23 protein-coding genes, 1 pseudogene and 1 riboswitch are annotated in these 25,972 nt (G+C 61.9%); of the genes and pseudogenes, 11 read left to right on the forward strand and 13 right to left on the reverse strand.

What is annotated here, in order from left to right; genetic code table 11:
• Nucleotides 1-453 precede the first annotated feature (453 nt).
• From CO666_RS05385 to clpP, 6 genes are all read right to left on the reverse strand, one after another.
• Complete coding sequence (locus CO666_RS05385; RefSeq protein WP_097611399.1) at nt 454-2,652, reverse strand: esterase-like activity of phytase family protein; 2,199 nt, start codon at nt 2,650-2,652, stop codon at nt 454-456.
• A 95-nt stretch (nt 2,653-2,747) separates the two neighbouring features.
• Complete coding sequence (ribN, locus tag CO666_RS05390; RefSeq protein WP_425352400.1) at nt 2,748-3,656, reverse strand: riboflavin transporter RibN; 909 nt, start codon at nt 3,654-3,656, stop codon at nt 2,748-2,750.
• Between the two features lie 86 nt (nt 3,657-3,742).
• A riboswitch (FMN riboswitch) is annotated at nt 3,743-3,897 on the reverse strand.
• 139 nt (nt 3,898-4,036) lie between these two features.
• Nucleotides 4,037-4,312 carry a DNA-binding protein HupB gene (gene hupB, locus CO666_RS05395; RefSeq protein ID WP_003558438.1) on the reverse strand — a complete coding sequence of 92 codons (276 nt, stop codon included), beginning with the start codon at nt 4,310-4,312 and terminating at the stop codon, nt 4,037-4,039.
• Nucleotides 4,313-4,518: 206 nt separating this feature from the next.
• Nucleotides 4,519-6,936 (reverse strand): endopeptidase La, encoded by a 2,418-nt coding sequence (gene lon, locus CO666_RS05400; protein WP_097611090.1) that lies wholly within the window; start codon nt 6,934-6,936, stop codon nt 4,519-4,521.
• A gap of 405 nt (nt 6,937-7,341) precedes the next feature.
• Nucleotides 7,342-8,619, reverse strand: coding sequence for an ATP-dependent Clp protease ATP-binding subunit ClpX (clpX, locus tag CO666_RS05405; RefSeq protein WP_097611091.1), 1,278 nt, complete (start codon nt 8,617-8,619; stop codon nt 7,342-7,344).
• Nucleotides 8,620-8,921: 302 nt separating this feature from the next.
• On the reverse strand, nt 8,922-9,551 hold the full coding sequence (gene clpP / locus CO666_RS05410; protein ID WP_003573944.1) for an ATP-dependent Clp endopeptidase proteolytic subunit ClpP: 630 nt from the start codon (nt 9,549-9,551) through the stop codon (nt 8,922-8,924).
• A gap of 427 nt (nt 9,552-9,978) precedes the next feature.
• On the opposite strand from clpP, the gene CO666_RS05415 reads away from it, so the two are divergent.
• Both CO666_RS05415 and CO666_RS05420 read left to right on the forward strand, forming a co-directional pair.
• Nucleotides 9,979-11,232, forward strand: coding sequence for a GGDEF domain-containing protein (locus tag CO666_RS05415; RefSeq protein WP_097611092.1), 1,254 nt, complete (start codon nt 9,979-9,981; stop codon nt 11,230-11,232).
• A 153-nt stretch (nt 11,233-11,385) separates the two neighbouring features.
• On the forward strand, nt 11,386-12,630 hold the full coding sequence (locus tag CO666_RS05420) for a cytochrome P450 (RefSeq protein ID WP_097611093.1): 1,245 nt from the start codon (nt 11,386-11,388) through the stop codon (nt 12,628-12,630).
• Nucleotides 12,631-12,645: 15 nt separating this feature from the next.
• Here CO666_RS05420 and CO666_RS05425 read toward each other — a convergent pair.
• Both CO666_RS05425 and CO666_RS05430 read right to left on the reverse strand, forming a co-directional pair.
• Nucleotides 12,646-13,014 (reverse strand): annotated as a pseudogene (locus tag CO666_RS05425) (phosphate ABC transporter ATP-binding protein); the annotation flags it as partial.
• A gap of 107 nt (nt 13,015-13,121) precedes the next feature.
• Nucleotides 13,122-15,251 carry a bifunctional diguanylate cyclase/phosphodiesterase gene (locus CO666_RS05430; RefSeq protein WP_097611094.1) on the reverse strand — a complete coding sequence of 710 codons (2,130 nt, stop codon included), beginning with the start codon at nt 15,249-15,251 and terminating at the stop codon, nt 13,122-13,124.
• Between CO666_RS05430 and CO666_RS34045 the strand changes: the two genes are divergently transcribed.
• Nucleotides 15,141-15,464 (forward strand): hypothetical protein, encoded by a 324-nt coding sequence (locus tag CO666_RS34045; protein WP_179869613.1) that lies wholly within the window; start codon nt 15,141-15,143, stop codon nt 15,462-15,464. The genes CO666_RS05430 and CO666_RS34045 overlap by 111 nt on opposite strands.
• A 14-nt stretch (nt 15,465-15,478) precedes the next feature.
• On the opposite strand, the gene CO666_RS05435 is transcribed toward CO666_RS34045, so the two are convergent.
• The 3 genes from CO666_RS05435 to CO666_RS05445 all read right to left on the reverse strand — a co-directional run bounded on the left by CO666_RS05435 (nt 15,479) and on the right by CO666_RS05445 (nt 17,676).
• Entirely contained in the window at nt 15,479-15,832 is a 354-nt protein-coding gene (locus tag CO666_RS05435; RefSeq protein ID WP_097611095.1) for a cupin domain-containing protein, read from the reverse strand.
• Between the two features lie 14 nt (nt 15,833-15,846).
• A complete protein-coding gene (locus tag CO666_RS05440; protein WP_097611096.1) occupies nt 15,847-17,130 on the reverse strand; it encodes an O-acetylhomoserine aminocarboxypropyltransferase in 1,284 nt (427 codons plus the stop codon).
• Between the two features lie 117 nt (nt 17,131-17,247).
• A complete protein-coding gene (locus tag CO666_RS05445) occupies nt 17,248-17,676 on the reverse strand; it encodes a CoA-binding protein (protein WP_097611097.1) in 429 nt (142 codons plus the stop codon).
• Between the two features lie 118 nt (nt 17,677-17,794).
• Between CO666_RS05445 and CO666_RS05450 the strand changes: the two genes are divergently transcribed.
• Both CO666_RS05450 and CO666_RS05455 read left to right on the forward strand, forming a co-directional pair.
• Nucleotides 17,795-18,118, forward strand: coding sequence for a hypothetical protein (locus CO666_RS05450; protein WP_097611098.1), 324 nt, complete (start codon nt 17,795-17,797; stop codon nt 18,116-18,118).
• Between the two features lie 474 nt (nt 18,119-18,592).
• Nucleotides 18,593-19,429: an EamA family transporter gene (locus tag CO666_RS05455; RefSeq protein WP_097611099.1), complete on the forward strand. Its 837-nt coding sequence runs from the start codon at nt 18,593-18,595 to the stop codon at nt 19,427-19,429.
• On the opposite strand, the gene CO666_RS05460 is transcribed toward CO666_RS05455, so the two are convergent.
• Together CO666_RS05460 and CO666_RS05465 are read right to left on the reverse strand one after the other, a co-directional pair.
• On the reverse strand, nt 19,430-20,254 hold the full coding sequence (locus CO666_RS05460) for an enoyl-CoA hydratase (RefSeq protein WP_097611100.1): 825 nt from the start codon (nt 20,252-20,254) through the stop codon (nt 19,430-19,432).
• A 93-nt stretch (nt 20,255-20,347) separates the two neighbouring features.
• Nucleotides 20,348-20,581, reverse strand: a complete 234-nt coding sequence (locus CO666_RS05465; RefSeq protein WP_097611101.1) for a DUF1127 domain-containing protein — start codon at nt 20,579-20,581, stop codon at nt 20,348-20,350.
• A 94-nt stretch (nt 20,582-20,675) separates the two neighbouring features.
• Here CO666_RS05465 and CO666_RS05470 point away from each other — a divergent pair, with 94 nt between their 5' ends.
• The 6 genes from CO666_RS05470 (at nt 20,676) to CO666_RS05495 (ending at nt 25,957) form a co-directional block, all read left to right on the forward strand.
• Complete coding sequence (locus CO666_RS05470; RefSeq protein ID WP_097611102.1) at nt 20,676-21,554, forward strand: LysR family transcriptional regulator; 879 nt, start codon at nt 20,676-20,678, stop codon at nt 21,552-21,554.
• A gap of 309 nt (nt 21,555-21,863) precedes the next feature.
• The gene (rplM, locus tag CO666_RS05475) at nt 21,864-22,328 is read left to right on the forward strand and encodes a 50S ribosomal protein L13 (RefSeq protein WP_010069368.1); all 465 of its coding nucleotides are present in this window, start codon (nt 21,864-21,866) and stop codon (nt 22,326-22,328) included.
• Between the two features lie 2 nt (nt 22,329-22,330).
• The gene (gene rpsI, locus CO666_RS05480) at nt 22,331-22,798 is read left to right on the forward strand and encodes a 30S ribosomal protein S9 (protein ID WP_003573972.1); all 468 of its coding nucleotides are present in this window, start codon (nt 22,331-22,333) and stop codon (nt 22,796-22,798) included.
• A gap of 219 nt (nt 22,799-23,017) precedes the next feature.
• Nucleotides 23,018-23,980, forward strand: coding sequence for an agmatinase (gene speB / locus CO666_RS05485; protein WP_097611103.1), 963 nt, complete (start codon nt 23,018-23,020; stop codon nt 23,978-23,980).
• A 61-nt stretch (nt 23,981-24,041) separates the two neighbouring features.
• Nucleotides 24,042-24,980 (forward strand): N-acetyl-gamma-glutamyl-phosphate reductase, encoded by a 939-nt coding sequence (gene argC, locus CO666_RS05490; RefSeq protein ID WP_097611104.1) that lies wholly within the window; start codon nt 24,042-24,044, stop codon nt 24,978-24,980.
• 185 nt (nt 24,981-25,165) lie between these two features.
• Entirely contained in the window at nt 25,166-25,957 is a 792-nt protein-coding gene (locus tag CO666_RS05495) for a sulfite exporter TauE/SafE family protein (protein ID WP_097611105.1), read from the forward strand.
• Nucleotides 25,958-25,972: the final 15 nt, after the last annotated feature.

Below are 25,972 nucleotides of genomic sequence, written 5' to 3' on the forward strand. Positions count from 1 at the left end.
CTGCTTCTTTGTCAGGATTGGGGCGAGACGCCCACCTGCCGGGCGAAGGGGATAGCTGCGACCGCTCGATTTCCTCTTCTCCCCAGCGGGTGGCTGCAGGGCGGATGATGGGGCCACGCGGCAGTTCGTTGGATCATGAAGCGCGACGCATCTATCCGCTGCGCCGACGTCGAGTTTGGCAAGAACAGCCCCCACTCTCCGTCATCCCAGGCCTCGAGCCTGGGATCCATGCCCGCTGACGATAAAGGCCAGCGTGGATCCTCGGGTCAAGCCCGAGGAGGACGGAGGGTGGGGTGGCTTCTGGAGCAAGGGCAGCGAGGAATACGGGCGCAGCTGCGCTTTTTACGTGGGCTTGGCCCTCCGTCCGCCCGCCGGCAGGACGGCCATACGATCCAACAACGACAAAGGCCGAACTTTCGCCCGGCCTCCTTCATTTGTTCGGTCTATGACCACTCAGTTCGTCGCGCTCAGCTCGACCGGGAAGAACAGGGTCTCGCCGGAGGAGTCGCTGACACCGTCATTGTCGGTAACCGCGTAAGGTTTGCCCGAGGCGTCGAAGGTGAAGCCTTCGAGCTTGTCGAGCACATAGCCATTGGTGGCGGTCTTGAGTTCACCGAGGAAGTCGTGGGCTTCGGTCTTCTTGACTACAGGCAGCTCTGTCCCGAGCTTGGCGGGCTTCAGCTCCGAGATCGCCACCTTGTAGAGCTTCTTCAGCTTGGCGGCGTCGCCAATGAGGTTGTCGCGCTCGATGATGTAGACGCTGTCGCCGTGAGCCGAGATTTCCGACAGGCCGACCCAGCCGCTTTCCGTCCTGTCAAGCGGATAGCGCACCGCGCCCCATTCCTTCCTCTTCGGATTGTAGGAGACGAGCTTGACGAAGCCCTTCTCGTCGTCAGCCCACTCGCGCTGGACCGCCATCCACAGCGTCGCATCGTCGCCGGTGCCGACAATGGTCACACCTTCGAAGCCGTAGCGAATTTCGTTGGCGACGAGCTCCTTCGGCAGGGCGATCTCGGCCTTGATGTCGCCCTTGGCATTGACGTTGTAAAGGGCATGCGGGACGAGACGCTCGCTGTAACCTTCCGAGGCGAGCCAGAAGGAGCCGTCGGCGGCAACGGCGATGCCTTCGATGTCGAGCTTCTGGGCCGGGGCGCCGTCACGCTTGACGACGAGGGCGTCGGTGATGACGGCCGGCTTCTGGCTGGCGTCGATCGTGTAGATCGTCGGCTGCGAACCGAGAACGCTGTCGCTGACGGCGTAGAGCATGCCCGGCTTGCCAGGAACGGCGGCGAGACCCGAAAGGGCTGCAAAGCCGATCGGGTTGCCGTCCTTGTCGGCGGAGACGATCTGCGGATAGGCCTTTTCACCTTCCCCGCGCTGATAGATCATCACGTGCGAGCGGGCGCCGCCGTCCTTGCCGAGGTCGAGTTCGTTGGTTGTGGCGAAGAGATTGCGTGCGGGAATGGCGATCCCGCCTTCCGGCGAAATCCCCGACGGCAGCAATTGCACGAGCTCGGGATCGGCGCCGGTATCCCTGTAGACGCCGACGACCGAAGCGCGCTCGGCGAGCAGGAAGAAATACTGCTCATCGCCGAACTTGGCGGCTTCCAGACCCTCCGGCTCGACGCCCTTCGATCCCGAGCGGCTTTCCGGATAGTGGCCGATATGAGCGACGGCGCGTTCGAAGGAAGCGCCCGATTCGTAGAGAAGCTTGCCCGTCTTGTCGAAGATGGTAAAGCCACGCGAGCCGCCCTGGTAGTCGCCTTCATTGGCAATGACGAGGCGGTTATCATCCAGCCACTTCACGGCGTCTGGCTCGCGCGGAACGGCCTTGGCTTCGCCTGTGAATTTCAGGGCGCCGTCACGCTTGGTGTCGATGCCGGCCAAATCGACGCTGCCGGCGGAGAAGTGCGTCTTCACGGCAGCCCTATTGGCGTCGATGATGACGATCTCGTTGTTTTCCTGCAGCGTCAGCGCAATCTCGTTCAAGCCGTTGAAGGCGACGAATTCCGGCTCCGGATCTTCGGGCGCGACGCCGGCAAGGCCGGTCAGCGCCACATGCTTGATGGTGCCGCAATCGACAGTGCCGTTCTTGAGCTGGAAGACGACGAGGTCGCCGGCCGGCATTTGCGGGATCTTCCCGTCATTGACCTCTTCATCACGCTCGTTTTCGATCGCGATGGCACCGAGCGTCTTGTCCTTGTTGAGGGCGATCGAATCCGGCTGGCCGCCGAGATCGCAGCTGTTCTCGATCTTCTTCGTCGCCACGTCGACGATCGAAAGGCGGCCCGACGGCTTGCCCTTGCTTTCGGAGGTGTTGACGGCGACCAGCGCCTTGCCGGCGCTGGAAGTGACCGATGTCGGCTCGCCATCCATCATCAGCGCGCCGCCGGCCTTCGGGGCCTTGGCGTCGGTAATGTCGATGAAGCCGATCGCGCCGAGCGGGCTGTCGCTATAGATCAGCGTGTTGCCGTCGTCGGTCGCGGTAATGATTTCGGCCGACGTGGCCGAAAGCTTATCCTTGTCATCAGGCAGGTTCCGGGCCACCGGGAAAGAGGCGATCCGGTTGAAGACCGGTTCGGCCGCAGCCGGAAAGGCAACGGATGCGAGAAGCACGGCAGCAAGCGCTGCCTTGCGCGATGAAATTGTCATGACATCCCCCATGTGTCGAACATTCGAAACATGAGTTTTCTGCGGGAGCGGCGTGACAGAGGCATGACAGATGCGACATTTTGCCCCCGAACAGATCAGGCGGGTTTGCGCTCTCTGCGCATCTCGTTTCGCATGATGAAGAGCGAGGCGGACAGGATGAGGGCCGCTCCCAGCCAGAGGTAACCCGCCGGCGCATAACCGAAGAACAGCCAGCCGGCCAGCACATTCAGCGGCAGCTTCAGATCGTCGAAAGGCTGGACGTAGGCGGCGTCCGCCGCGGCATAGGCAAGCGTCAGAAAATACTGCGCCGCCGCGGTCAAGAGCCCCGCCAGCAGGAACAGGGCAAGGGTAGCACCCGTCGGCACGGCAAAGCCCGCCGCAAGCGCCAGGCCGCCATTTATCGGCGTCAGCAGAACGAGCAGCCAGACGGTGATCGTCTCCGGTCGCTCGATGCCGGTCAGGCTCTTGGTGATCAGCGACGAGGCGCCCCACAGCAGCGCCGAGAGCACCGGCAGGAGTGCGGCCCAGCCAAAACCGTCCGACCATGGCTGCAGGATGATCATCGCGCCGGTGAAACCGGCTGCGGTCGCCGCCCAGCGGGCCGGACCGACGCGCTCACCGAGGAAAAGCCGGGCGCCCAGAATGATGAAGAAGGGCGAGGTCATCACCAGTGCGATCGCCTGCCAGATCGGCACGGCGGCAAGACCGGCAACCCACGCCTCGACGCCCAGGGCGGCAAGCACGACGCGCGCGACGTGGCGCCAGGGATAGCGCGTGCGCATCGCCGCAAGGCCGAGCCGGCGAAGGAAGGGCAGCGAAAACAGGAAGGCGAAGCCGTATTGCCAGAAGGCGGCCGAGGCCGAGGGGAAGGCAAGCTTCATCGTCAGCCATTGAGTGACGACGTTGAGAAGCGAAAAAGCGATGCCGGCAAGGACCATCCAGAGGGCGCCGACAACGGCGCGGGACGGCTCGCCAGCGAGGGAAGTCTGATTCATGTCTTTCATCCACGACTTAGGGACCAACATAAATCAGGACGTATGAGCCACGACCAGGCGACACAGGGCAGCCCCCTGCCCCTCGCACGGCCGACACTCATTCTCTTCCATCCGGACTTTAACCGTCGGCTCCGGAATCGCACCGGATCTGCTGACCCTTCTCCCGCATGGCGCAGAAGCAGGCGCTCGCGGGCTTGAGCCGAAGCCCTTTACCGCCGGTGGGGAGTTTCACCCCGCCCTGAGAACAGAAATCTCGTAGATCAAAGGGAGCTCAGCGGCAAGGTCAGCCAAACCAAAAAGGTCCGGCACAGCAAAGGGGTCCGGCAAGCCGAACCCCCTCTCAAATCCTGCACAGCCGGTCTCGTTTCCGGCTGGCGGACAATCCCAGATCAGCCGTTGACGGCGTCCTTCAGGCCCTTGCCGGGCGTGAACTTCGGCACGTTGCGAGCCGGAATATCGACTTCAGCACCCGTCGACGGGTTGCGGCCCTTCGTTGCGGCGCGATGAGAAACGGTGAAGCTGCCGAAACCCGCGAGGCGGATGTCGCCCTTGTTCTTGAGTTCAGCCTGGACAACGTCAAAAACCGCGTCAACAGCGGAAGCCGCGTCAGACTTCGTCAGTCCTGCCTTTTCGGCGACTGCGGACACGAGTTCATTCTTGTTCATGTTTCCACCCCTTTCTAAATGGTATGAAACGACTCAATAGTAAGCTAGGCGCCGAATAGGTTTCATCAGGCCCGCCGGGAACCCAAAAGCCCTGCAAATCAAGGAAAAGCAAGCGTCTCCATGACGTTTTCACAAAAAAGGCTGGCGTTTTCGCCAGCCTTTTTCCGTGTTTTGCTCCAATGGGGCATAAATGTGGCCGAGGCCATTCAATGCGCTATGGTTGCGCCTGTCTCATCAAGGCCTTCGACCGATGTGATGACAGGCGTTTCCACCGTGCCGTCCCATTCGATCGGCTCCGGCCGCCGGATCAGCGCATGCTTGATTACCTCGCCCATGCGGGAGACCGGGATGATCTCCATGCTGTTCTTCACGTTATCCGGAATCTCCGCCAGATCCTTGGCGTTTTCCTCCGGAATCAGCACCTTCTTGATGCCGCCACGAAGTGCAGCCAGCAGCTTTTCCTTGAGACCGCCGATCGGCAGCACCCGGCCGCGAAGGGTGATTTCACCGGTCATGGCGACATGCCTGTTCACCGGGATACCGGTCATGATCGAGACGATCGCGGTCGCCATGGCGACGCCGGCCGAGGGGCCATCCTTCGGCGTCGCGCCTTCCGGCACGTGCACGTGGATGTCGCTCTTGTCGAAGCGCGGCGGTTCGATGCCGAAATCGACAGCGCGCGAGCGGACATAGGAGGCCGCCGCCGAGATCGATTCCTTCATGACGTCCTTCAGATTGCCGGTGACCGTCATGCGGCCCTTGCCCGGCATCATCACGCCTTCAATGGTCAAGAGCTCGCCGCCGACTTCCGTCCAGGCCAGACCGGTGACAACGCCGACCTGATCCTCGCCCTCGGCTTCGCCGTGGCGGAAGCGCGGAACGCCCAGATAGTCGGAGATGTTGGCGGCCGTCACGTGAACGGACTTCGTCTTGCCCTTGATGATCTCGGTGACCGCCTTGCGGGCGAGTTTCATCAGTTCGCGTTCGAAGCTGCGCACACCGGCTTCACGGGTGTACTGCTGGCTGATCGCCATCAGGGCGTCGTCGCTGACCGAGAATTCTTCCGGCTGCAACGCATGTTCCTTGATGGCCTTCGGCAGCAGATGCCGCTTGGCGATCTCACGCTTTTCGTCTTCGGTGTAGCCGGCGATACGGATGATTTCCATGCGGTCCATCAGCGGCGCCGGAATATTCAGCGTATTCGCCGTCGTGATGAACATCACGTCCGACAGGTCGTATTCGACTTCCAGATAGTGGTCCATGAAGGTCGAGTTCTGAGCCGGGTCGAGCACCTCGAGCAGGGCCGAAGACGGATCGCCGCGATAATCCTGGCCGAGCTTGTCGATCTCGTCGAGCAGGAAGAGCGGGTTGGACTTCTTCGCCTTCTTCATCGACTGGATGACCTTGCCGGGCATCGAGCCGATATAGGTGCGGCGGTGACCGCGGATTTCGGCTTCGTCGCGAACGCCGCCAAGCGCCATGCGGACATACTCACGGCCGGTCGCCTTGGCGATCGACTGGGCGAGCGAGGTCTTGCCGACGCCCGGAGGGCCGACCAGGCACAGGATCGGGCCTTTGATCTTGGTGGCACGGGCCTGCACGGCCAGATATTCGACGATGCGCTCCTTGACCTTGTCGAGACCGAAGTGATCGGCTTCGAGGATCTTCTCGGCATTGTTGAGATCGGCCTTGATCTTCGACTTCTTGCCCCAGGGGATGCCCAACAGCCAATCCAGATAATTGCGCACGACGGTGGCTTCCGCCGACATCGGGCTCATCTGGCGCAGCTTCTTCAGCTCCGCATCGGCCTTTTCACGGCCCTCCTTGGACAGCTTGGTCTTGGCGATGCGCTCTTCCAATTCGCTCATCTCGTCGCGGCCTTCCTCGCCGTCGCCGAGTTCCTTCTGGATCGCCTTCATCTGTTCGTTCAGGTAGTACTCGCGCTGGGTCTTCTCCATCTGGCGCTTGACGCGCGAGCGGATGCGCTTTTCGACCTGCAGGACCGAGATCTCGCCTTCCATGAAGCCGAGGGCCTTTTCCAAGCGAGCCTTGACGCTGGTGGTTTCCAGCATCTCCTGCTTCTCGGTGATCTTGATCGACAGATGCGAGGCGACCGTATCGGCGAGCTTGGAATAGTCGTCGATCTGGCTGGCAGCACCGACCACTTCAGGCGAAATCTTCTTGTTGAGCTTCACATAGCTCTCGAATTCGGAGACGACCGAACGCGACAGAGCTTCCAATTCGACCGGATCGTCGTGCGGTTCCTCGAGCACATGGCCGAGCGCCTCATAGAAATCCTCGCGGCTGGTATAGGTATCGATCTCGGCGCGGGCGCGGCCTTCGACCAGAACCTTGACGGTGCCGTCGGGCAGCTTCAGGAGCTGCAACACGTTCGCCACGGTGCCGACACTGTGGATCGCCGAAGGATCCGGATCGTCGTCACTGGCGTTGATCTGCGTCACAAGCATGATCTGCTTGTCGGAACCCATGACTTCTTCAAGCGCACGGATCGACTTTTCCCGTCCGACGAACAGCGGCACGATCATATGCGGGAAAACCACGATGTCGCGCAAAGGCAGAACAGGGTAGGCAGTACTGCTCGCTACAGACGTTTTCTTCGTCATTTTTTAGTCCTTTCCATCGTCCCGTTGCCGGGCTCTCTGCACGGCCGCTTGGGACCGGCCGGCACTCTCACTTGGCTCTACAAGTGGAGGTCCTGACTACGCTTTTCAAGCCACGCTAACGCCCGCGTTCCCCGGATGTGACAGCTTTGTTACAACGGAACGCCAACACTATGAAGCGCGTGGCTGGACCGGCGCTTACCACTTCCGGCCCGGCTAAAATACAAACGCCAACAAGAGGCTTACGGAATCACCGCATCATTGCCAAGCACTCTCCTTTGCGCAACATCGGCAAAGGCAATTCCCGTCCCCACCGGCAAAATACTAACAGCGCCTTGGATGGTTTTTCAAATAGAAAGGGGCCTGCCGATGGCAAGCCCCCAAAATAATCATAGGAAAGCCGCAAGATCACGCCGAAGCGTTGGCCTTTTCGTCCTGACGATCGGCATAGATGTAGAGCGGACGGGCCGAACCGCGCACCACTTCCTCGGAGATGACGACCTCTCGCACGCCTTCCAGCGTCGGCAGTTCGAACATCGTGTCGAGCAGGATCTTCTCCATGATCGAGCGCAGGCCGCGAGCGCCGGTCTTGCGGACGATCGCCTTGCGGGCGATTTCGCGCAGCGCATCCTCGTGGAAGGTCAGTTCGACGTCTTCCATCTCGAACAGGCGCTGATACTGCTTGATCAGCGCATTCTTCGGCTCGGACAGGATCTGGATCAGCGCGTCCTCGTCGAGATCCTCGAGCGTCGCAAGGACCGGCAGACGGCCGATGAATTCGGGGATGAGGCCGAACTTGACCAGATCTTCCGGCTCCAGTTCGCGCAGGACTTCGCCGACGCGGCGGTCGTCCTGGGCCTTCACCGTGGCGCCGAAGCCGATCGACGTTTTCTCGCCACGAGCGGAGATGATCTTGTCGAGGCCGGCGAAAGCACCGCCGCAGATGAACAGGATGTTCGTCGTGTCGACCTGGAGGAATTCCTGCTGCGGGTGCTTGCGGCCGCCCTGCGGCGGAACGGAAGCGACCGTGCCCTCCATGATCTTCAAGAGCGCCTGCTGCACGCCCTCGCCCGAGACGTCACGGGTGATCGACGGGTTGTCGGACTTGCGCGAAATCTTGTCGACTTCGTCGATGTAGACGATGCCGCGCTGGGCACGCTCGACATTGTAGTCGGCCGCCTGCAGCAGCTTCAGGATGATGTTTTCGACATCTTCGCCGACATAACCTGCTTCGGTCAGCGTCGTCGCATCGGCCATGGTGAAGGGAACGTCGATGATGCGGGCAAGCGTCTGGGCAAGATAGGTCTTGCCGCAGCCGGTCGGGCCGACGAGCATGATGTTCGACTTCGCCAACTCGACTTCGCCGTTCTTGGAGGCGTGCGCCAGGCGCTTGTAATGGTTGTGCACGGCGACCGACAGGATCTTCTTCGCCTGCCGCTGGCCGATGACATATTCGTCGAGAACCTTGATGATGTCCTGGGGCGTCGGAACGCCGTCGCGGGACTTGACCATCGAGGACTTGTTCTCCTCGCGGATGATGTCCATGCACAATTCGACGCATTCATCGCAGATGAAGACGGTCGGCCCGGCAATCAGTTTCCGGACTTCGTGCTGGCTCTTACCGCAGAACGAACAATAAAGCGTGTTCTTGGAGTCGCCGCCGTTGCTGCCGCTGACCTTGCTCATATCACTTTCCTTCCAGCACGCCGCATTTCAAGGCGAAATCGCGGTCCACTCTATCAGCTCCTGGCGGCACTCCGTTTCCGGAGCCTTTGCCGAGAAGGGCTTCAGGGGCTACGAACCGGGCCCAATCAATCATGTCCGGGTTCCGGCGGCAACGAATTCCCCTTCGAATGCCAAATGCTATGTCACAAAAATTCAACATAGCATTAATAGTTACTATTAGCGTCTTCGTCGCCGGATGAAAGCCTTGTTCGATCACAAATGAGATAGAACTGTGGCGAGGAAAACACCATCCCAATTAATTACTAGGCCTGCTCGCCTTCCATTTCGAGGCGCGACGTCAGAACCTTGTCGATGACGCCCCAGCCCTGGGCTTCGTCCGCATCCATGAAATGGTCACGATCGAGCGTCTTTTCAACTTCCTCATAGGTGCGGCCGGTGTGCTTGACATAGACCTCGTTGAGGCGGCGCTTCATCTTGAGGATGTCGCGGGCGTGGCGCTCGATGTCCGAAGCCTGGCCCTGGAAGCCGCCCGAAGGCTGATGCACCATGATGCGGGAATTCGGGGTGGCGAAGCGCATGTCCTTGTGGCCGGCAGCCAGGAGCAGCGAGCCCATGGAGGCGGCCTGGCCGATGCAGAGCGTCGAAACCGCGGGCTTGATGAACTGCATCGTATCGTAGATCGCCATGCCGGCGGTGACGACGCCGCCCGGCGAATTGATGTAGAGGGCGATTTCCTTCTTCGGGTTTTCGGCCTCGAGGAAGAGAAGCTGAGCGCAGACGAGCGTCGCCATATGGTCTTCGACGGCACCCGTCAGGAAGATGATGCGTTCCTTCAACAGGCGGGAATAGATGTCGTAGGAGCGTTCACCGCGGTTGGTCTGTTCCACGACCATCGGCACGAGGGCCATTGCGGTATCGACTGGGTTTCTCATGTGCGTCCTTTGTCAACGTCTCGCCGGCCGGCGCCGGGAATCAAAGAAAATGTCTTATCCCTACATAGAGTGTCCCGGCCCTCCTCTTCAAGACACGCATTGGGATAACGTTAAGAAGGCGGGGCAAGGCGGCCGTTCGGAGCCTCTTTCCCCCAAACGCCTGTCGACGGCGAGCCCTCGGCGCCGTCTCCCCCGGCTTTTCTCCGTGACAAGATGAAGGAAGCCTTACTCCATTCGACGATGCTCACACACGTTTACCCGACGGAAAGCCTACCGGCAGATATCGGCCGAAAACCATGCCGCAGTGCCGCAACATTAAGGAAGTGGCGAACTTCCTCGGCAAGGATGCGACCCAACAGACAGGCCTGCACAGGGCCGACAGGCAAAGGCCCAACAGAGAGGGGCCGACGGGCAAGGGGTTGCTGCCGTGTTCAATATCGCTACAGGTCTCGCCATCTGGTGTTCGGAGGCCATGACGCTCGCTTTGGTGCTGTTCGTCGCCTGGCGCCACAATGTCCGCAACGAGGCCTATCTCTATTGGGGCCTCGGCTTCCTTTTGACCGGCATCGGCTTTGCGATGATCGCGCTGCGCGGCCAGGTCCCCAGCGTGCTGTCCATAGAGATCGGCAATGCCATTGCGCTGCTCGGCCAGAGCGCCTGGGTGGCGGGCTTTCTGGCGCTCGACCGCAAGCGGATCGAATGGTGGGCGCTGCTGCCGCCGGCGATCTGGCTGGCCGGTGTGTTCCTGCCCTGGGTCAACAACGATTATTCGAACCGGGTGGTGCTCTACAATCTCGCTTCGGCGACAGGTGCGACGGCGCTGGCGCTCGCGGTTGCCGCCGGCGACATGCGCCGCGAGCGCACCCGGGTCAAGCTGATGGGCGTGTTCGTCATCCAGGGCTGCCTGTGTTTCGGCTCGGCGCTGACGATGGCGCTGACGCTGCCGAGCGATATCGAGGCAACCAATCTCGGCGGCGCCTCCGCCATGGCAAGCGCCTTCCTGCTGACCATCGCCTTCGCCTTCACCTGCCGGCTGATCATGGAACGCTCCGAACGGCACCTGCGCGCCCTCACCCTGACCGATTCGCTGACGGGCGTCCTCAATCGCCGCGGCCTGCTCGGCTATTTCGGCGCCATCCAGGAAAAGGCCCATGACGACCAGCGCCAGGTCGCGGTGATGCTCTTCGACCTCGACCATTTCAAGCGCGTCAACGACCGTTTCGGCCACCAGTCCGGCGATGCCGTGCTGACCGCCTTCGCGCGGATGGCCCGCCAGTATATTCCGAACAACATCTTCGGCCGTATGGGCGGCGAAGAATTCGCAGCCTTCGCCACCGTCGCCGACCAGACGGAAGCCGAGGCGATCGCCGAAGCGATCCGCACCGAATTCTGCCGTCTTCCCATCAGCACCGGCGAAGCGATCGTTCCGGCGACCGTCAGCATCGGCATCGCGCTCGCCGCCTCGATCGACGCCAATATCGACAAGCTGATCTCGGCTGCCGACCGGGCGCTCTATGCGGCAAAGGCCGCCGGCCGCAACTGCACGGTCACCTTCGGCGAAGCCGAGGCCGCAGCCCCGGCGCCGGCCACGCCGAGCAGCACCGCCGGCGAACTCGTGCCGACGGTCGACGATCAGGTCGAGGCGTTGCGGCGCATGGGCACGCTGTCGCGTGCCGGCTAGGTCAAGACTCCGGAAACCGGAATCGATTCTCGGGGTTGTGAGCAAATCCTCAAGTGATGGAGCATCCGACCGCGCAGCCTTGGACGCGCGGTCGAGAACGCCCCCTGCCCCGACATCTTTTCGAGGCCCGGCAAATCCGCTAAGCCTCGGGGCATGATGATACCGCCCTTTCTTTCGATCGACGCTACCCGCCGCCACGTCTCGCTGGACGCCCGCAATCCGGGCTTCTACGGCAATCCGAATGCCGTCTATGCCGCGCTTCACGCCCATTGCCCGACATTCTACTGGAGCGAGCAGAAGCAGTGGTTCTTCACCGGCTACGACCATGTGAACGGACTGCTGCGCGACCGCCGCTTCGGCCGGCAGATCCTGCATATCGCCAGCCGCGAGGAGCTCGGCCTTGCCGAGCCGATGCCGCATCTTACCAGTTTCGATCTCTCGGAACGTTATTCCCTGCTCGAAATCGAACCGCCGGAGCACACGCGGCTGCGCACGCTCGTCAACCGCGCCTTCGTCTCGCGCCATGTCGAGAAGATGAAGCCGGAGCTTGCCGAACTCGCCAACCGGCTGATCGGCGGCTTCGCGGAGAAGGGCGAGGTCGAGCTGCTTTCGGCCTTTGCCGACATCATCCCGGTGACGATGATCGCCCGGATGATCGGCATTCCCGAGGAGATGGGACCGCAACTGCTCGCCTGGTCGCACGCCTATGTCCGCATGTACATGTTCGGCCGCACGCGCGAACAGGAGGACGAGGCCGAACGGGCGGCGAAGGAATTTTCCGATTATGTCAGGACCGTCATCGCAGAGCGCCGGGCGATCCCGCGCGACGATCTGCTGACCCACATGATCCATACCGAGCACAAGGGCCAGTATCTGAGCGAGGAAGAGCTGATCTCGACGACGATCGTGCTGCTCAATGCCGGGCACGAGGCGACCGTGCACCAGATCGGCAATTCGGTGCGCACCATCCTCGACAGCGGCTCGGATCCGGCGGAACTCTTCCGCGACGAAGCAGCGACGGAACGCACCGTCGAGGAAACCCTGCGCATCTGCGCGCCGGTTCACATCTTCCAGCGCTGGGCGCTGGAGCCCGCCGAAATCGACGGCGTCTCCTTCCAGCGCGGCGACAAGGTCAGCCTCATTCTCGCCGCCGCCAATCTCGACCCGGCGAAATTCACCGATCCCCTCACCTTCCGCCCCGATCGCAACGAGGCGGCGAACCTCTCCTTCGGCGCCGGCATCCATTTCTGCATCGGCGCACCCCTGGCCCGGCTGGAGCTCAATGTCGTGCTGCCGATCCTGTTTGCACGGCTTCCCGGCCTGAGGCTGGCAAAGACTCCCGTGGTCAAGGATGTCTACCATTTCCACGGGCTGGACCGGCTGGATCTGCGATGGTGATCCCGGGATCGCTGATCAGCCGTAGCGGCCGGTGATATAATCTTCCGTGCGTTTGACCTTGGGCGACTGGAAAATCTCGGCGGTCGGGCCGTATTCCACCAATTCGCCGAGATACATGAAGGCGGTGTTGTCGGAGATGCGGCTTGCCTGCTGCATGTTGTGGGTGACGATGACGATAGTGAACTCGCCCTTCAGTTGCGCGACCAGCTCTTCCACCTTGGCGGTCGAGATCGGATCGAGGGCCGATGTCGGTTCGTCGAGAAGCAGGACCTCCGGGCGCAGCGCCTGCTCGACGCGGACGTCCATCTCGGCCTTGCTGAGACGCTCATGATGGCGAATGCCGTAGGCGATGTTGTCGTAGATCGACATCGGGAACGGCACCGGTGGTGGATGACCGCAGTCATCCGGGGAAATGTCGTTTTCAGGGTTTCGGAACGGAGTTGGCAGCCACATGCCATCGATACCGGGCGGATGCCGAAACCCCAGCGGCATCACGCCGCCGCGTCTTCCCGCAGCTTTCCGGAGATATCGTGCGCCGACATGGGCTTTCCGATCAGATAGCCTTGAAGCTGATCGCATCCGGCATCTCGCAGGATCGCAGCCTGATGGGAGTTTTCGATGCCTTCGGCAGTCACGGGAATCTTGAGAGCGCTCGCCAGCGAGATGGTTGCCCGAAGGACGTCGGCGCCATTTGCGCCTTGGTCGAGTGCGGAGACCAGCGAGCGGTCGATCTTCATGCGGTCGAAGCCGAACTGCCGCAGTGCACCGATGCTGGCGTAGCCGCAGCCGAAGTCATCGAGCGCGAACTTGATGCCGACGCGCTTGAGCTGATCGATCGAGCGCCGGGCCTGATCCGGGTTCGTCATCAGAACGCCTTCGGTAATCTCCAGCGTCAGGCGGTTCGGATCGAAATCGAGCTCCTGCAGCACCGAGATCACCTCGGCGGCAAATTCCGGATTGCAGAGCTGAACCGGCGAAACGTTCACCGACAATGCCAGATCGGGCCAGTTCTTGGCATGCTCGATCGATGTTCTCAGCATGTGGACGCCGAGCGCATCGATAAGGCCGCACCTTTCGGCCAGGGGAATGAAAATCTCCGGGCTGACATTTCCCGCTTCCGTTCGCCAGCGCGCCAGCGCTTCAAGACCGGTCACGGCACCGGTCGAGGCAGAAACGAGAGGCTGGAAAACCGCTTCGATGGCGCCGCTGCTGATGGCATTTTTCAACAGGCTTTCCAGTTCGGCGATCCGTTGGCGCTCCTGGTCGAGTTCGGGGTCGTATTCGATCGCCTGACCCCTGCCATTGGCCTTGGCACGATAGAGAGCCATATCCGCTCTGCGCAGAAGCTCCAACGGCTCGACGTCTCCGTCGCGCGTCGCAGCACCGATGCTTGCTCCGACCTCGATCGTCCGTCCGTCGATTTTGAAGGGCTCGGCAAACAGCGCCAGGATGGTCTTTTCCATATCCTGGCACGTGGCGGATCCGACGTGCACCAGCGCAAATTCATCGCCCCCCAGCCGGGCTGCGGCAACGACTTCGGGGTGGCAGGCTGTCAGCGCGCTCGAAACCATCCGGATCAAATCGTCGCCCACCGCATGCCCCCAGGCATCGTTGACGGCCTTGAAGCCGTCAAGATCGACCAGATAGAGCTGGAGTGGTGAGGAATCCGAGCTCTGCAGATCCTCCAGCAGGCTGAGAAGCCCATGTCTGTTCAACAGGCCGCTCAGGCTGTCGTGGCCCGCTTCGAAAAGCGCTGCTTGCGCCAATTGGCGCAGCCGCCGCGCCTCGGACGCGCCGGCCAGCAGAACGGCGACCAGGAACAGAACAAGGATGGCGATAGCGGCCGCAACATAAGGGGTCACCTGACGAAACACCGTGCTTCCCGGAGCTTTGCTGGGCCAGACGAGATAGCCGATAGCGGCCCCCTTCATGTCCGTGATCGGCGTGCTCAGAAATCCTGGCTTCGGCGCCGCCTCGAGGTGCAGGCCATCGAGCTCATGTTCGTTCGAGAGCGTGTCGAGAACTTCCTGGGTAAACTCCTTATAGAAGCTCAGCGTGCTGAGCTTCGGAAGCTCGCCGGCGGCCTCGAATGGCTGGATTGCCTGCGATGAAAGCAGCGCGATACCGCTTTCGGTCTTGATGAAATTCACGACCGGCTCCCGCGCCGGATCGGCCGCAGCACCGACCTGGCGATAAAAGGCTTCGCCGAAAAATGCGCCCGGCTCGAAGGGTTTGCCTTTGGCATAGGCGGAGATAATCGAAGACCGATCGGGGCCGATGACGATCGCGCCGTCATAGAGCGCGTAATCCTCGCTGGTCTTTCCCCAATTCTCATAGGCCCAATCGGCGGCGGTCGGAGACGACATCGCTTTATAGGCATCGTCCCACACTGCATTGTCCGTCGTCGTCGAGCCCAGGCGGGCCACAAAGGCTGCGATCGCCGCACGGGCGGCGCGGCTGGCCCTGGCATCATCGATCTCGTTCGCAGACCGGGTCATCGTGGCGACGACATGAGCCATGAGGCCGGTCAGCACGAGGGCGACGACAAGGAAGCAAACGGTTGTTGCGATGATGGAAGACGTTTGGGTCCGAACGTGCCTACCCGCAAGATTCGACGACATGCCAATCCCGAAAAGATCAATTGTAAGGCCATGTCTGTGGTGACGGCAGGAGACATCATGTCCGCAATGCGCTGCAGACAAGGTCTAGCAGTTGACGATGTAGGTTCCATTAATTGGAAAGATCAAATGCCTTCTATTGAGGAAAGAGACGCGGGCATTTTGGGAGAAACGCGCCATAATCGCCGCAAACCGGCACAGGCCCGGCATCGTTAGCTCGCCGCCTCGGCTCAAACCTTGATCACATAATCCTTGCGAGTCGTTTCAACGACTTCCCAGGTTCCCTTGAAGCCGGGTCTTAGGATCATCCGGTCGCCCGTCTTCAGGTGAACCGGCTCGCCGCCGTCCTCCGTCACGATCGAATGGCCGGAGAGCAGGCTGAAATATTCCCATTCCTCGTAGACGATCCGCCACTTGCCCGGCGTCGCCTCCCAGATGCCGGAATAGAGGCCGCCTTCGGCCTCCTCCAGGTTCCAGCTGCGGAACTGCGGATCGCCGGAGATGATGCGGTCGGGCTCCGGCGCGCCGAACTCGGCTTCGACGCCATCGATATCGAAGGTGATGAAATTTGCCGTGGTCGTCATGGAGTCCTCTGATCTCAGATCTTCGACAGCGCTTGCTCGAGATCGGCGATGATGTCCTTGACGTCTTCGATGCCGACGGAAAGGCGCACCACATCGGGGCCGGCGCCGGCCGCGATCCTCTGCTCGTCGGTCAGCTGGCGGTGCGTCGTCGAGGCCGGATGGATGACGAGCGAGCGGGTGTCGCCGATATTGGCAAGATGGGAGAAGAGCTCCAGCCCCTCGACCAGCGTCTTGCCCGCCTCGTAGCCGCCCTTGACGCCGAAGGTGAAGACGGAGCCTGCGCCCTTCGGCGAGTAGCGCTGCTGCAGCGCGTGGTTCGGATCGTCGTCGAGGCCGGCATAATTCACCCAGGCAATCTTGCTGTGCGCCTTCAGCCATTTTGCGACGGCGATCGCATTGTCGCTGTGGCGCTGCATCCTGAGCGGCAGCGTCTCGATGCCGGTCAGGATCAGGAAGGCGTTGAAGGGCGAGATCGCCGGGCCGAGATCGCGCAGGCCGAGCACGCGGGCAGCGATCGCAAAGGCGAAATTGCCGAAGGTGGCGTGCAGGACCATGCCGTTATATTCCGGCCGCGGGCTCGACAGCATCGGATAATTGCCTGACTTCGACCAGTCGAAGGTGCCGCCGTCGACGATGAGACCGCCCATCGAATTGCCGTGGCCGCCGAGAAACTTCGTCAGCGAATGCACGACGATATCGGCGCCGTGCTCGATCGGGCGGATGAGGTAGGGGGTGGCCATCGTATTGTCGACGATCAGCGGCAGGCCGTTGCGATGGGCGACATCGGCGATGGCGGCGATATCGACGAAGGTGCCACCGGGATTGGCAAGGCTCTCGATGAAGATGGCGCGCGTCTTCTCGTCGATCTGGCTTTCGAAGCTTGCCGGATCGGCGGAATCGGCCCAGCGCACCTGCCAGCCGAAATTCTCGAAGGCATGGCCGAACTGGTTGATCGAGCCGCCATAGAGCCTGCGGGCGGCGATGAAATTCTCGCCGGGGCGCATAATGGTGTGGAAGACGATCATCTGTGCCGCATGGCCGGAGGCGACGGCAAGTGCTGCCGTGCCGCCTTCGAGCGCTGCGACGCGCTCCTCGAGCACGGCCTGCGTCGGGTTCATGATGCGGCTGTAGATGTTGCCGAAGGCCTGCAGGCCGAAGAGGGCGGCGGCATGATCGGAATCATCGAAGACGAAAGCAGTCGTCTGGTAGATCGGCGTCACCCGCGCGCCGGTCGCCGGGTCGGGCTGGGCGCCGGCATGAATCGCCAACGTGTTGAATCCCGGATCATTCTTGGCCATGTCGTCCTCCAGTTGTTGCTGACGGGCAGGATCATAGCCTGCCGCGAATGAAAGTTAATCGCGATCCGTTTCAACCCATGGGCGTTCGGTGGAAAATCCGCCTCAGCGAACCGCGACTCAGGCAATGAGACGGGGGTACTCGATCGCCGGGCAGCGGTTCATCACCACCTTGATGCCGGCGGCCTCCGCCTTTGCGGCAGCGGCATCGTCCCGGACGCCAAGCTGGGCCCAGATGATCTGCGGCAGCGGTTGCAGCGCCAGCGCCTCCTCGACCACCCCATCCAGATATTCGGCGGCGCGAAACATGTCGACCATGTCGATCGCCACGGGAATGTCGGCGAGCCGGGCATAAACGGTGCGGCCGTGGATCTGCTTGCCCGCCTGCCCCGGATTGACGGGAATGACCTCGTAGCCGCGCGACAGCAGATAACCCATGACGCCGTTGCTCGGCCGCGCCGGATTGGGCGACGCGCCGGTCAGCGCGATGGTCTTTACGGAATGCAGGATTCCAGCGAGATAATCATCCGTATAGGCGTCGTGGTTCATGGTCGCTTCTCCATTCCCGAAAGCCCGCCGACACGGCGCGCATTTTTTTGCATTTTTCGTGAAACCGGCGGCGTGGCTTTTCCGTATATATAATCGGACGCCTTCTGAGGATGATTCGATGAAAAAAATCGCTCTTGCCCTCATCTTCGTGCTCGCCGCCTCGTCGGCGCTGGCGATTTCGCGCTACAACCCGCTCACCATGAGCTGCGCCAGCGTGCGCGCCGCCATCCACAATCAGGGCGCCGTTATCTTCCGTTACCAGTCGCCCCGTGGCTTGCCGCTTTACGATCGCTATGTCCGCAACAGCCATTATTGCGATGCGACCGATTATGCGGAGTGGACCCACATCCCCTCGAAAGACGACCCGCGCTGCCCCGTCCTGAACTGCCAGAACATAGACAACCTTGACGGGATGCTGTTCGTTCCGCAGTATCAGCTCTGATATTTTTCACCATCGCACGGGATACCGAACCGCGACGCTTTCGCGGTTGCGGGAGTTTCGAACTCAATCGCGCGCTGCGATTTATTAAAGATAACACAACCAGTGGCTTTGCTTTTCAGCTATTTCAAAGTTATAGAATAATATCTATATTTCAGCAGCATAGAATAAACCACTTCGAATTCCTACCACGCCATTTCTACTTTTGTTCACGATAAACCCCCTTCACGTTCTCACGTAAATTAGAAACAGCTCATAGTTGAAAGCATTGCGCCGATTGAACGCATATCGCGCGCACGTAAAAATTGCCACGGCAGCCCAACATTGTCTGCATATTGAAAGGATGGTATTCCACATATGAACGTATCCGGGACTGCCTCCGGTACATTTTCGTGCAAATGCCAGTTGTCTTTTCAAGAGTTTGCCCGGTCCAGGGCGAAGCGTTTTCTTTTTCCCACCTGTTTGCGGATCACCCCCTTGCCACTCGACGTCATCCTGCTCGTTCTATTCGGCGCACTGCTGCATGCGACATGGAACGCTATCGTCAAGGCCGGCAGCGATAAGTCCCTCGATGCGGCGCTGATCTCGGCCGGCGGCGCGGTTTCAGCACTTCCGTTCCTGGCATTTCTGCCGTTGCCGCACAGCGCGGCCTGGCCGTTCATCGGCATCTCGGCCATCCTGCAGTTCGCCTATTTCCAGCTGGTGGCCGCTGCCTACCGGGCCGGCGATATCGGCCTCGTCTATCCGCTGATGCGCGGCTGCGCGCCGCTGCTGATCGCCGCGACAAGCGGCTTCATCCTGAAGGAAAATCTTTCCGCCGGCGCGCTCGCCGGCACGGTGACGATCTGCGCCGGCGTGCTGACACTTGCGCTGGAGGCGCGGCGCGGCAGCAGCCGCGCCGTCCTGCTCTCGCTTACCAATGCCTGCGTCATCGCCAGCTACACCTATGTCGACGGCATCGGCGCGCGCATCTCCGGCAATGCGGTTTCCTACACTTTGTGGATGTCTCTGCTGCCGCCAGTGCTGCTGTTTTCCTGGGCGGCTTCCCAGCGCGGCGCTGTCGCCGTGGCGCGTCATGTCCGTCGCAACTGGTGGCGCGGCCTCATCGGCGGCGCCGGCTCGATCGCTTCCTACGGGCTGGCGCTCTGGGCGATGACAAAAGCCCCGGTCGCGACCGTCGCGGCCCTGCGCGAAACCGCGATCCTCTTTGCGCTGGTGATCTCGATCACCGTCTTCAAGGAAAAAGCCAGCATCTGGCGCTACGTCGCCGGCGTCGTCATCGCTCTCGGCGGGCTGGTTCTCAAACTGGCGTAATTACTCACCCTTCCATGCTGGCATACGCTTGCTGAGGAAGGCGCCGATCCCCTCCTGCGCATCCTGCGTCAGCATGTTGTCGACCATCACTTTAGCGGCATAATCATAGGCTGCCTCGACCGGCAGTTCGAGCTGCCAGTAGAAGGCTTGCTTGCCGATCTTCAGGATCAGCGGCGATTTGCTGGCGATCACTCCGGCATATTTGGAAACCACCTGCGCCAGATACTGCTTCGGCACGATACGGTTGATCAGGCCGAAATCCTTGGCGGTCGAGGCGTCGATCGTCTCGCCGGTCAAGAGCATCTCCATCGCCTGCTTGCGATGGGCGGCACGGGAGACGGCCACCATCGGCGTCGAACAGAACAGGCCGATATTGACGCCAGGCGTGCAGAATGTCGACGTGTCGGTGCAGATCGCCAGATCGCAGGAGGCGACGAGCTGGCAGCCGGCCGCCGTTGCCAGCCCGTCGATCTCGGCGATGACGGGCTTCGGCAGATGGGCGATCTTCAGCATCAGATCGGCGCAGAGCCGAAAGGCCCGCTCGAAGAAAGCAGCGCCCTGATCTTCATCGGCGCGATGGGCGGTGAGTTCCTTGAGATCATGGCCGGCGGAAAAGACATTGCCGGTCGAGGCGATGACGACGACGCGGATATCCGCATCCGATTCGGCCTTATCCAGCTCTGCCATAAGCGCCTCGAGAAGCGCGATCGAAAGCGCATTGGCCGGCGGGTCGTTGAGCACCAGGCGCAGCACGCCGTCGCGCAGCGAGCGTTGCAGCAACCTATCCGACCTGTCTGCGTCCGGGAAGGATACGATTTCGGCCATGATGATGCTCCCTGCGCTCGATTTTCAGACAGATGTTCTGCCACAAGGCGCCGGCAATTTCGAGCGGGATCGGCTCTTTCCGCAGTGACAGCGTCAAGACCAGAACCAGGATTTCGATATCTCGCCCTTCGCCTCCGCACGGGTCAGGCCGACATCGCAAAGCTCGTCGTCGGTGAGTTCGCAAAGCGTGCGGCGGCTGCGGCGCTTTTCCAGGCGATGCTCGATGATGGCCAGCAGCCGCCGGCCCCAGCGCGCCGTTCGGCGCATTTTCGATCGAACGATATCGCGGCGAGGCGTCTCAAGGATTTCGCTCAGTTCCATGGTCATCTCTTCTACCTTTTTTGAACGGCTGAAGGATGGGCTGGAAAACCCCGCGAAGGAAGTTTATGGATATTATGATTTGCATAAGGAAAAGTTTTGTATGGCGCTGAACCTCGATCAGCTCGCAACCTTTGTCAACGTCGCTGATCTCGGCAGCTTCACCGCCGCCGCCGACAAGGAGGGACTGACGCAACCGGCCGTCAGCCTGCAGGTCAAGGGGCTTGAGCAGCGGCTCGGCGTCCGGCTGATCGAGCGCGTCGGGCGGCGCGCGCAGCCGACCGCCGCAGGCCTCGACCTGCTCGCCCATGCAAGGCGCCTTCTGCAGGAATCGGCCGCCGCGGAAGAAGCGATGATGCCCTACAGGGACGGCGCCAGCGGCCGCGTGCGCATCGGCAGCGGCGGCACGGCGTCCATCCACCTGCTTCCGCGCGCCATTGCCGCCGCCAGAAAATCCATGCCCGGCCTGGAAATCACCGTGCGCATCGGCGATGCCGACGACGTCCTGCGCGATCTGGAGGCCAACAGCCTCGATATCGCCGTCGTTGCCTTGCCGGCCTCGGGGCGCAACTTCGAGATCGAACCGTTCTACGAGGAGGAATTGCTGGCCGTCGCTCCGGCGGGCAGTCTCATCCCCGAGGGCGGACCGGACGCCGCCTTCATGCGCGACAGGACACTGCTGCTCTATGAGGGCGGCAATACAAGGCGGGCAATCGATGCGTGGCTGGCCGCCCCGGACACCAGGATCCGGCCGGCGATGGAGTTCGGCAGCATCGAGGCAATCAAGGAACTGGTGGCCGTCGGCCTCGGCTGGTCGATCCTGCCGGGGCTGGCGCTGAAGCGCGAGCGCGCCGGCCTGGTGACCACGTCATCGCTGCAGCCGAAACTGACACGCCGCCTTGGCATGGTCGTGCGCCGGGACAAACATCTGACGCGCGGCCTTCGCGAAATGATGAAGTGCCTGCGCGCCTTCAAGGGTTAGCGGCCACCTTCGGCCACTATGCTCTTTCAACGCCGACAGAGGTGCGAAAAGCGTCAGGCACGCCGCTGTTTAGCCGATTAATGTGTGGTAACATAATACCATATATCTAACAAATTGTTTTTACTTGCTTATTTTTCCAGGCCTCGGGAACGCTGATATTGACCTGATGTCCCATTCCCTCTATAGACCGCCCAGAATGCAGCCTGTCCGGGCTGCTTTCTTTTTGGCATGCCGCAAGCCTGCCAATCCAAGCAACAAGAAACGCCCTTCAAGCCCTCGGGCCAAGGGTCTCAAAAGAGAGTATTCACTATGGCAACCTTCTCCCAGAAGCCTGCAGAGGTGGAGAAGAAGTGGGTGATCATCGACGCCGAAGGGCTGGTCGTTGGCCGTCTCGCTTCCATCATCGCTATGCGCCTGCGCGGCAAGCACAAGGCAACCTTCACCCCCCACGTTGACGACGGCGACAACGTCATCGTCATCAATGCCGACAAGGTGGTTTTCACCGGCAAGAAGTATTCCGACAAGGTCTACTACTGGCACACCGGTTTTGCCGGCGGCATCAAGGAACGCACCGCGCGCCAGATCATCGAAGGCCGCTTCCCGGAGCGCGTCCTCGAAAAGGCCGTCGAACGCATGGTTCCGCGCGGCCCGCTCGGCCGTCGCCAGATGAAGAACCTGCGCGTTTACGCCGGCTCCAACCATCCCCATGAAGCCCAGCAGCCGGTCGCCCTCGACGTTGCCGCGCTCAACAAAAAGAACGTAAGGAGCGCCTGATCATGGCTGACCTCTCCTCCCTGAAGGATCTCGGCACGGTTTCCGAAGCTGCTGCTCCGGCTCACGTCCGCAAGGTCGATTCGCTCGGCCGCTCCTACGCGACCGGCAAGCGCAAAAACGCCGTCGCCCGCGTCTGGGTCAAGCCGGGCTCCGGCAAGATCATCGTCAACGGCAAGGAATTCGCGGAATATTTCGCTCGTCCGGTGCTGCAGATGATCCTGCGCCAGCCGATCGTTGCGGCTGCCCGCGACGGCCAGTTCGACATCATCGCAACCGTTGCCGGCGGCGGCCTCTCCGGCCAGGCCGGTGCCGTTCGCCACGGCCTGTCCAAGGCGCTCACCTACTTCGAACCGGGCCTTCGCTCGGTGCTGAAGAAGGGCGGCTTCCTGACCCGCGACAGCCGCGTCGTCGAACGCAAGAAGTACGGCAAGGCAAAGGCCCGCCGCTCGTTCCAGTTCTCCAAGCGTTAATCGCTTCGGACAGACGGAATTACGAAGGCCGGGGCAACCCGGCCTTTTTTGTTTTCGTGGGTCGCCTCCCCTGCTTTTTCGACGCTCACATCATGGCGAAGGCGCCGCACCGCGGCACGCTTTTGCCGCCGCTCCATTTGCGATCGCTTGTAATTCGTCGCCCGGTCGCCTACCCGTAATCGGCGCCTTGACCTTTCACGACCGAAAAAGGAGCCCCTCTTGGCGAACAAATCCATCGACCACGCCTTCACGGCGACCAGCCTCACCTCCGCCGCCGGCGACCCGACCTTTGCCGGGGCGCTGTCCTTCATGCGCCGCCGCTTCACCAAGGAGCTTGCCGGCGTCGACGTGGCCGTCTGGGGTATTCCCTTCGATGCCGCCACGTCGAACCGGCCGGGCACGCGCTTCGGACCGCAGGCGATCCGGCGCGCCTCGGCGATCTTCGACAATGATCCGCAATATCCGTTCAATCGCGATCTCTTCGCCGAGATGGCGGTGATTGACTACGGCGATTGCCTGCTCGACTACGGCAATCACCAGGATACGCCCGCGGCCATCGAACGCCAGGCGAATGCCATCCTTGACAGCGGCGCCTTTCTGCTGACGCTCGGCGGCGATCACTACGTCACCTGGCCGCTGCTGAAGGCCCATGCGGCAAAACATGGGCCGCTGGCGCTCGTGCAGTTTGACGCGCACCAGGATACCTGGTTCGACGAGGACCGGCGCATCGATCACGGCTCCTTCGTCGCGCGGGCCGTCCGCGAGGGCATCATCGATCCCGACCGCTCGATCCAGATCGGCATCCGCACCCATGCACCGGAGGATTGCGGCGTCAATATTCTCTACGGCCATCAGGTCGAGGAAATGAGCGCCGGCGACATCGCTTCGGCGATCATCTCCCACACACGCGGTGCGCCGGCTTATCTGACCTTCGATATCGATTGCCTCGATCCGGCCTTTGCGCCCGGCACCGGCACGCCGGTTGCCGGCGGGCCGTCGAGCGCCAAGATCCTCTCGGTGCTGCAGCGCCTGCACCAGCTCGATATCCGCGGCGCCGACGTCGTCGAGGTATCGCCGCCCTACGACCATGCCGATATCACCGCCATTGCGGGGGCAACGGTGGCAATGTATATGCTGGGGCTTCATGCCGAGCGACGCGCCATCGCCGTGTCACAAGGCTGATTTATCATCGCTCAAATTGAATCCGGAAACCTTCAGAACCCATTGAAAGCGCAGGTTTAACATGGCACCGAAAATCTTCATCGACGGCGAACACGGCACGACGGGTCTGCAGATCCGCACGCGCATGGCCGGCCGCCGCGATGTCGAGCTTCTGTCCATTCCCGAGGCCGAGCGGCGCAATGCCGCCCTGCGCGAGGACATGCTGAACAGCGCCGACATCGCCATTCTCTGCCTGCCCGACGACGCATCGAAGGAAGCGGTGCAGATGGTTTCGGCCAACAACAATGTGCGCATCATCGACACCTCGACCGCCTTCCGCGTCAATCCCGGCTGGGCTTACGGCTTTGCCGAGATGGACGGCGCGCAGGCAGGCAGGATCAAGGCCGCCCGTTTCGTCGCCAATCCCGGCTGCTATCCGACGGGTGCGATCGGCCTCATCCGGCCGCTGCGCGCCGCCGGCATCCTGCCGGACGGTTATCCCATTACGGTCAACGCAGTCTCCGGTTATACCGGCGGCGGCAAGCAGATGATTGCGCAGATGGAAAATGCGGATCACCCGGATGCGATCACCGCACCGCATTTCCTCTACGGCCTGCCGCTGACCCATAAACACGTGCCCGAAATGACCGTGCACGGTCTGCTCGACCGCGCGCCGATCTTCTCGCCGTCGGTCGGCAAATTCGCGCAAGGCATGATCGTTCAGGTGCCGCTGCATCTCGGCGACCTCGCCGAGGGCACGACGATGGAAAGCATCCACGCCGCCCTCGCCGCCCATTATGCCGGCCAGGATAAGGATATCGTCACCGTCGTGCCGCTCGCAGAAAGCAAGGCGCTCTCCCGTGTCAACGCCGTCGAGCTCGAGGGCAAGGACACGATGAAGCTCTTCGTCTTCGGCACGCCTGGCGCTGCGCAGGTCAATCTGGTGGCACTGCTCGACAATCTCGGCAAGGGTGCATCAGGCGCCGCCGTCCAGAACATGGACCTGATGCTCGCCTCGTAAGGCGTGACCAGCGGCATCGACGTGAATGCCGCTCGAGCTTGCGCCGAGTTCTTCCTCTGGAACCTTCCTTGCGGCCGTCCGCCTCGGCGGCCGCAACACCGCTTTCGGCTCGATCATCGGTGCCGAATGGGCTATGAGAGCAAACCGTCCCCGCCGCCGATCCCAGAATCACGGAGCCTGATGTCATGACGCTCGATGCGCTCGTCGATGGCGTGCACGCATGGTTTACCGCAGCCCTTCCCGACCATGGCATCTATGCGCTGATGGCCTTTGCCTTCATTGCCGGGCTCGCCCGCGGCTTTTCCGGCTTCGGCGCCGCGCTGATCTTCGTACCGCTCGGCGGCGCGATCGTCGGGCCGAAGCTGATCTCGCCGATTTTGCTCGTCATCGACGGCATCGCCTCACTCGGCATGATCCCGCCGGCCTGGCGGGTCGCCAACCGGCGAGAAGTCTTCATCATGGCGGCAGGTGCTGCGCTCGGCGTGCCGGCCGGCACGGCGATACTGGCGTTGCTCGACCCGCTGCTCCTGCGCTGGAGCATCACGATCATCGCCAGCTGCCTGCTTGCGCTGCTGGTGTCGGGATGGCGCTATCACGGTGAGGCGTCCGCACCGCTGACCAGCGGCGTCGGGCTGATCGCCGGGCTTTTCAGCGGCGCCGCGCAACTCGGCGGGCCGCCGGTTGTCGCCTACTGGCTCGGCGGCAAGAGCGACTTCACCCGCGTTCGGGCGAATGTCGTGCTCTACTTCTCGATTTCGAGCGTCTTCAGCGCCATCAGCTACTATTTCGGCGGGCTGTTCGTGCCCGCCGTCTTCGCGCTCACCGCCGTCATCCTGCCGAGTTATGCGGTCGGGCTCTACGGCGGCTCGAAACTGTTCGGGCTCGCCGAGGAGCGGACCTTCCGCATCGCCTGCTACGTTCTGATCGCCGCCGCAGCGATCATCGGCATGCCGCTGCTCGATGGCGTGCTGCGGTAGAACGAAGGCTCTTCC

The sequence above is a fragment of the Rhizobium chutanense genome (assembly GCF_002531935.1).
In the GTDB taxonomy this organism is placed as follows: domain Bacteria; phylum Pseudomonadota; class Alphaproteobacteria; order Rhizobiales; family Rhizobiaceae; genus Rhizobium; species Rhizobium chutanense.

Bases quoted from the DNA above. Each gene is read 5' to 3' on its own strand.
- rplM (WP_010069368.1), top strand. From the start codon at position 21,864: ATGGCAACCTTCTCCCAGAAGCCTGCAGAGGTGGAGAAGAAGTGGGTG.
- CO666_RS34045 (WP_179869613.1), top strand. From the start codon at position 15,141: ATGAGCCATGAGGCCGGTCAGCACGAGGGCGACGACAAGGAAGCAAAC.
- CO666_RS05465 (WP_097611101.1), bottom strand. From the start codon at position 20,581: ATGACCATGGAACTGAGCGAAATCCTTGAGACGCCTCGCCGCGATATC.
- CO666_RS05430 (WP_097611094.1), bottom strand. From the start codon at position 15,251: ATGTCGTCGAATCTTGCGGGTAGGCACGTTCGGACCCAAACGTCTTCC.
- CO666_RS05450 (WP_097611098.1), top strand. From the start codon at position 17,795: ATGAAAAAAATCGCTCTTGCCCTCATCTTCGTGCTCGCCGCCTCGTCG.
- CO666_RS05495 (WP_097611105.1), top strand. From the start codon at position 25,166: ATGACGCTCGATGCGCTCGTCGATGGCGTGCACGCATGGTTTACCGCA.
- argC (WP_097611104.1), top strand. From the start codon at position 24,042: ATGGCACCGAAAATCTTCATCGACGGCGAACACGGCACGACGGGTCTG.
- CO666_RS05385 (WP_097611399.1), bottom strand. From the start codon at position 2,652: ATGACAATTTCATCGCGCAAGGCAGCGCTTGCTGCCGTGCTTCTCGCA.
- hupB (WP_003558438.1), bottom strand. From the start codon at position 4,312: ATGAACAAGAATGAACTCGTGTCCGCAGTCGCCGAAAAGGCAGGACTG.
- clpX (WP_097611091.1), bottom strand. From the start codon at position 8,619: ATGAGCAAGGTCAGCGGCAGCAACGGCGGCGACTCCAAGAACACGCTT.
- CO666_RS05470 (WP_097611102.1), top strand. From the start codon at position 20,676: ATGGCGCTGAACCTCGATCAGCTCGCAACCTTTGTCAACGTCGCTGAT.
- CO666_RS05435 (WP_097611095.1), bottom strand. From the start codon at position 15,832: ATGACGACCACGGCAAATTTCATCACCTTCGATATCGATGGCGTCGAA.
- CO666_RS05420 (WP_097611093.1), top strand. From the start codon at position 11,386: ATGATGATACCGCCCTTTCTTTCGATCGACGCTACCCGCCGCCACGTC.
- ribN (WP_425352400.1), bottom strand. From the start codon at position 3,656: ATGAAAGACATGAATCAGACTTCCCTCGCTGGCGAGCCGTCCCGCGCC.
- clpP (WP_003573944.1), bottom strand. From the start codon at position 9,551: ATGAGAAACCCAGTCGATACCGCAATGGCCCTCGTGCCGATGGTCGTG.
- rpsI (WP_003573972.1), top strand. From the start codon at position 22,331: ATGGCTGACCTCTCCTCCCTGAAGGATCTCGGCACGGTTTCCGAAGCT.
- CO666_RS05440 (WP_097611096.1), bottom strand. From the start codon at position 17,130: ATGGCCAAGAATGATCCGGGATTCAACACGTTGGCGATTCATGCCGGC.
- lon (WP_097611090.1), bottom strand. From the start codon at position 6,936: ATGACGAAGAAAACGTCTGTAGCGAGCAGTACTGCCTACCCTGTTCTG.
- CO666_RS05460 (WP_097611100.1), bottom strand. From the start codon at position 20,254: ATGGCCGAAATCGTATCCTTCCCGGACGCAGACAGGTCGGATAGGTTG.
- CO666_RS05445 (WP_097611097.1), bottom strand. From the start codon at position 17,676: ATGAACCACGACGCCTATACGGATGATTATCTCGCTGGAATCCTGCAT.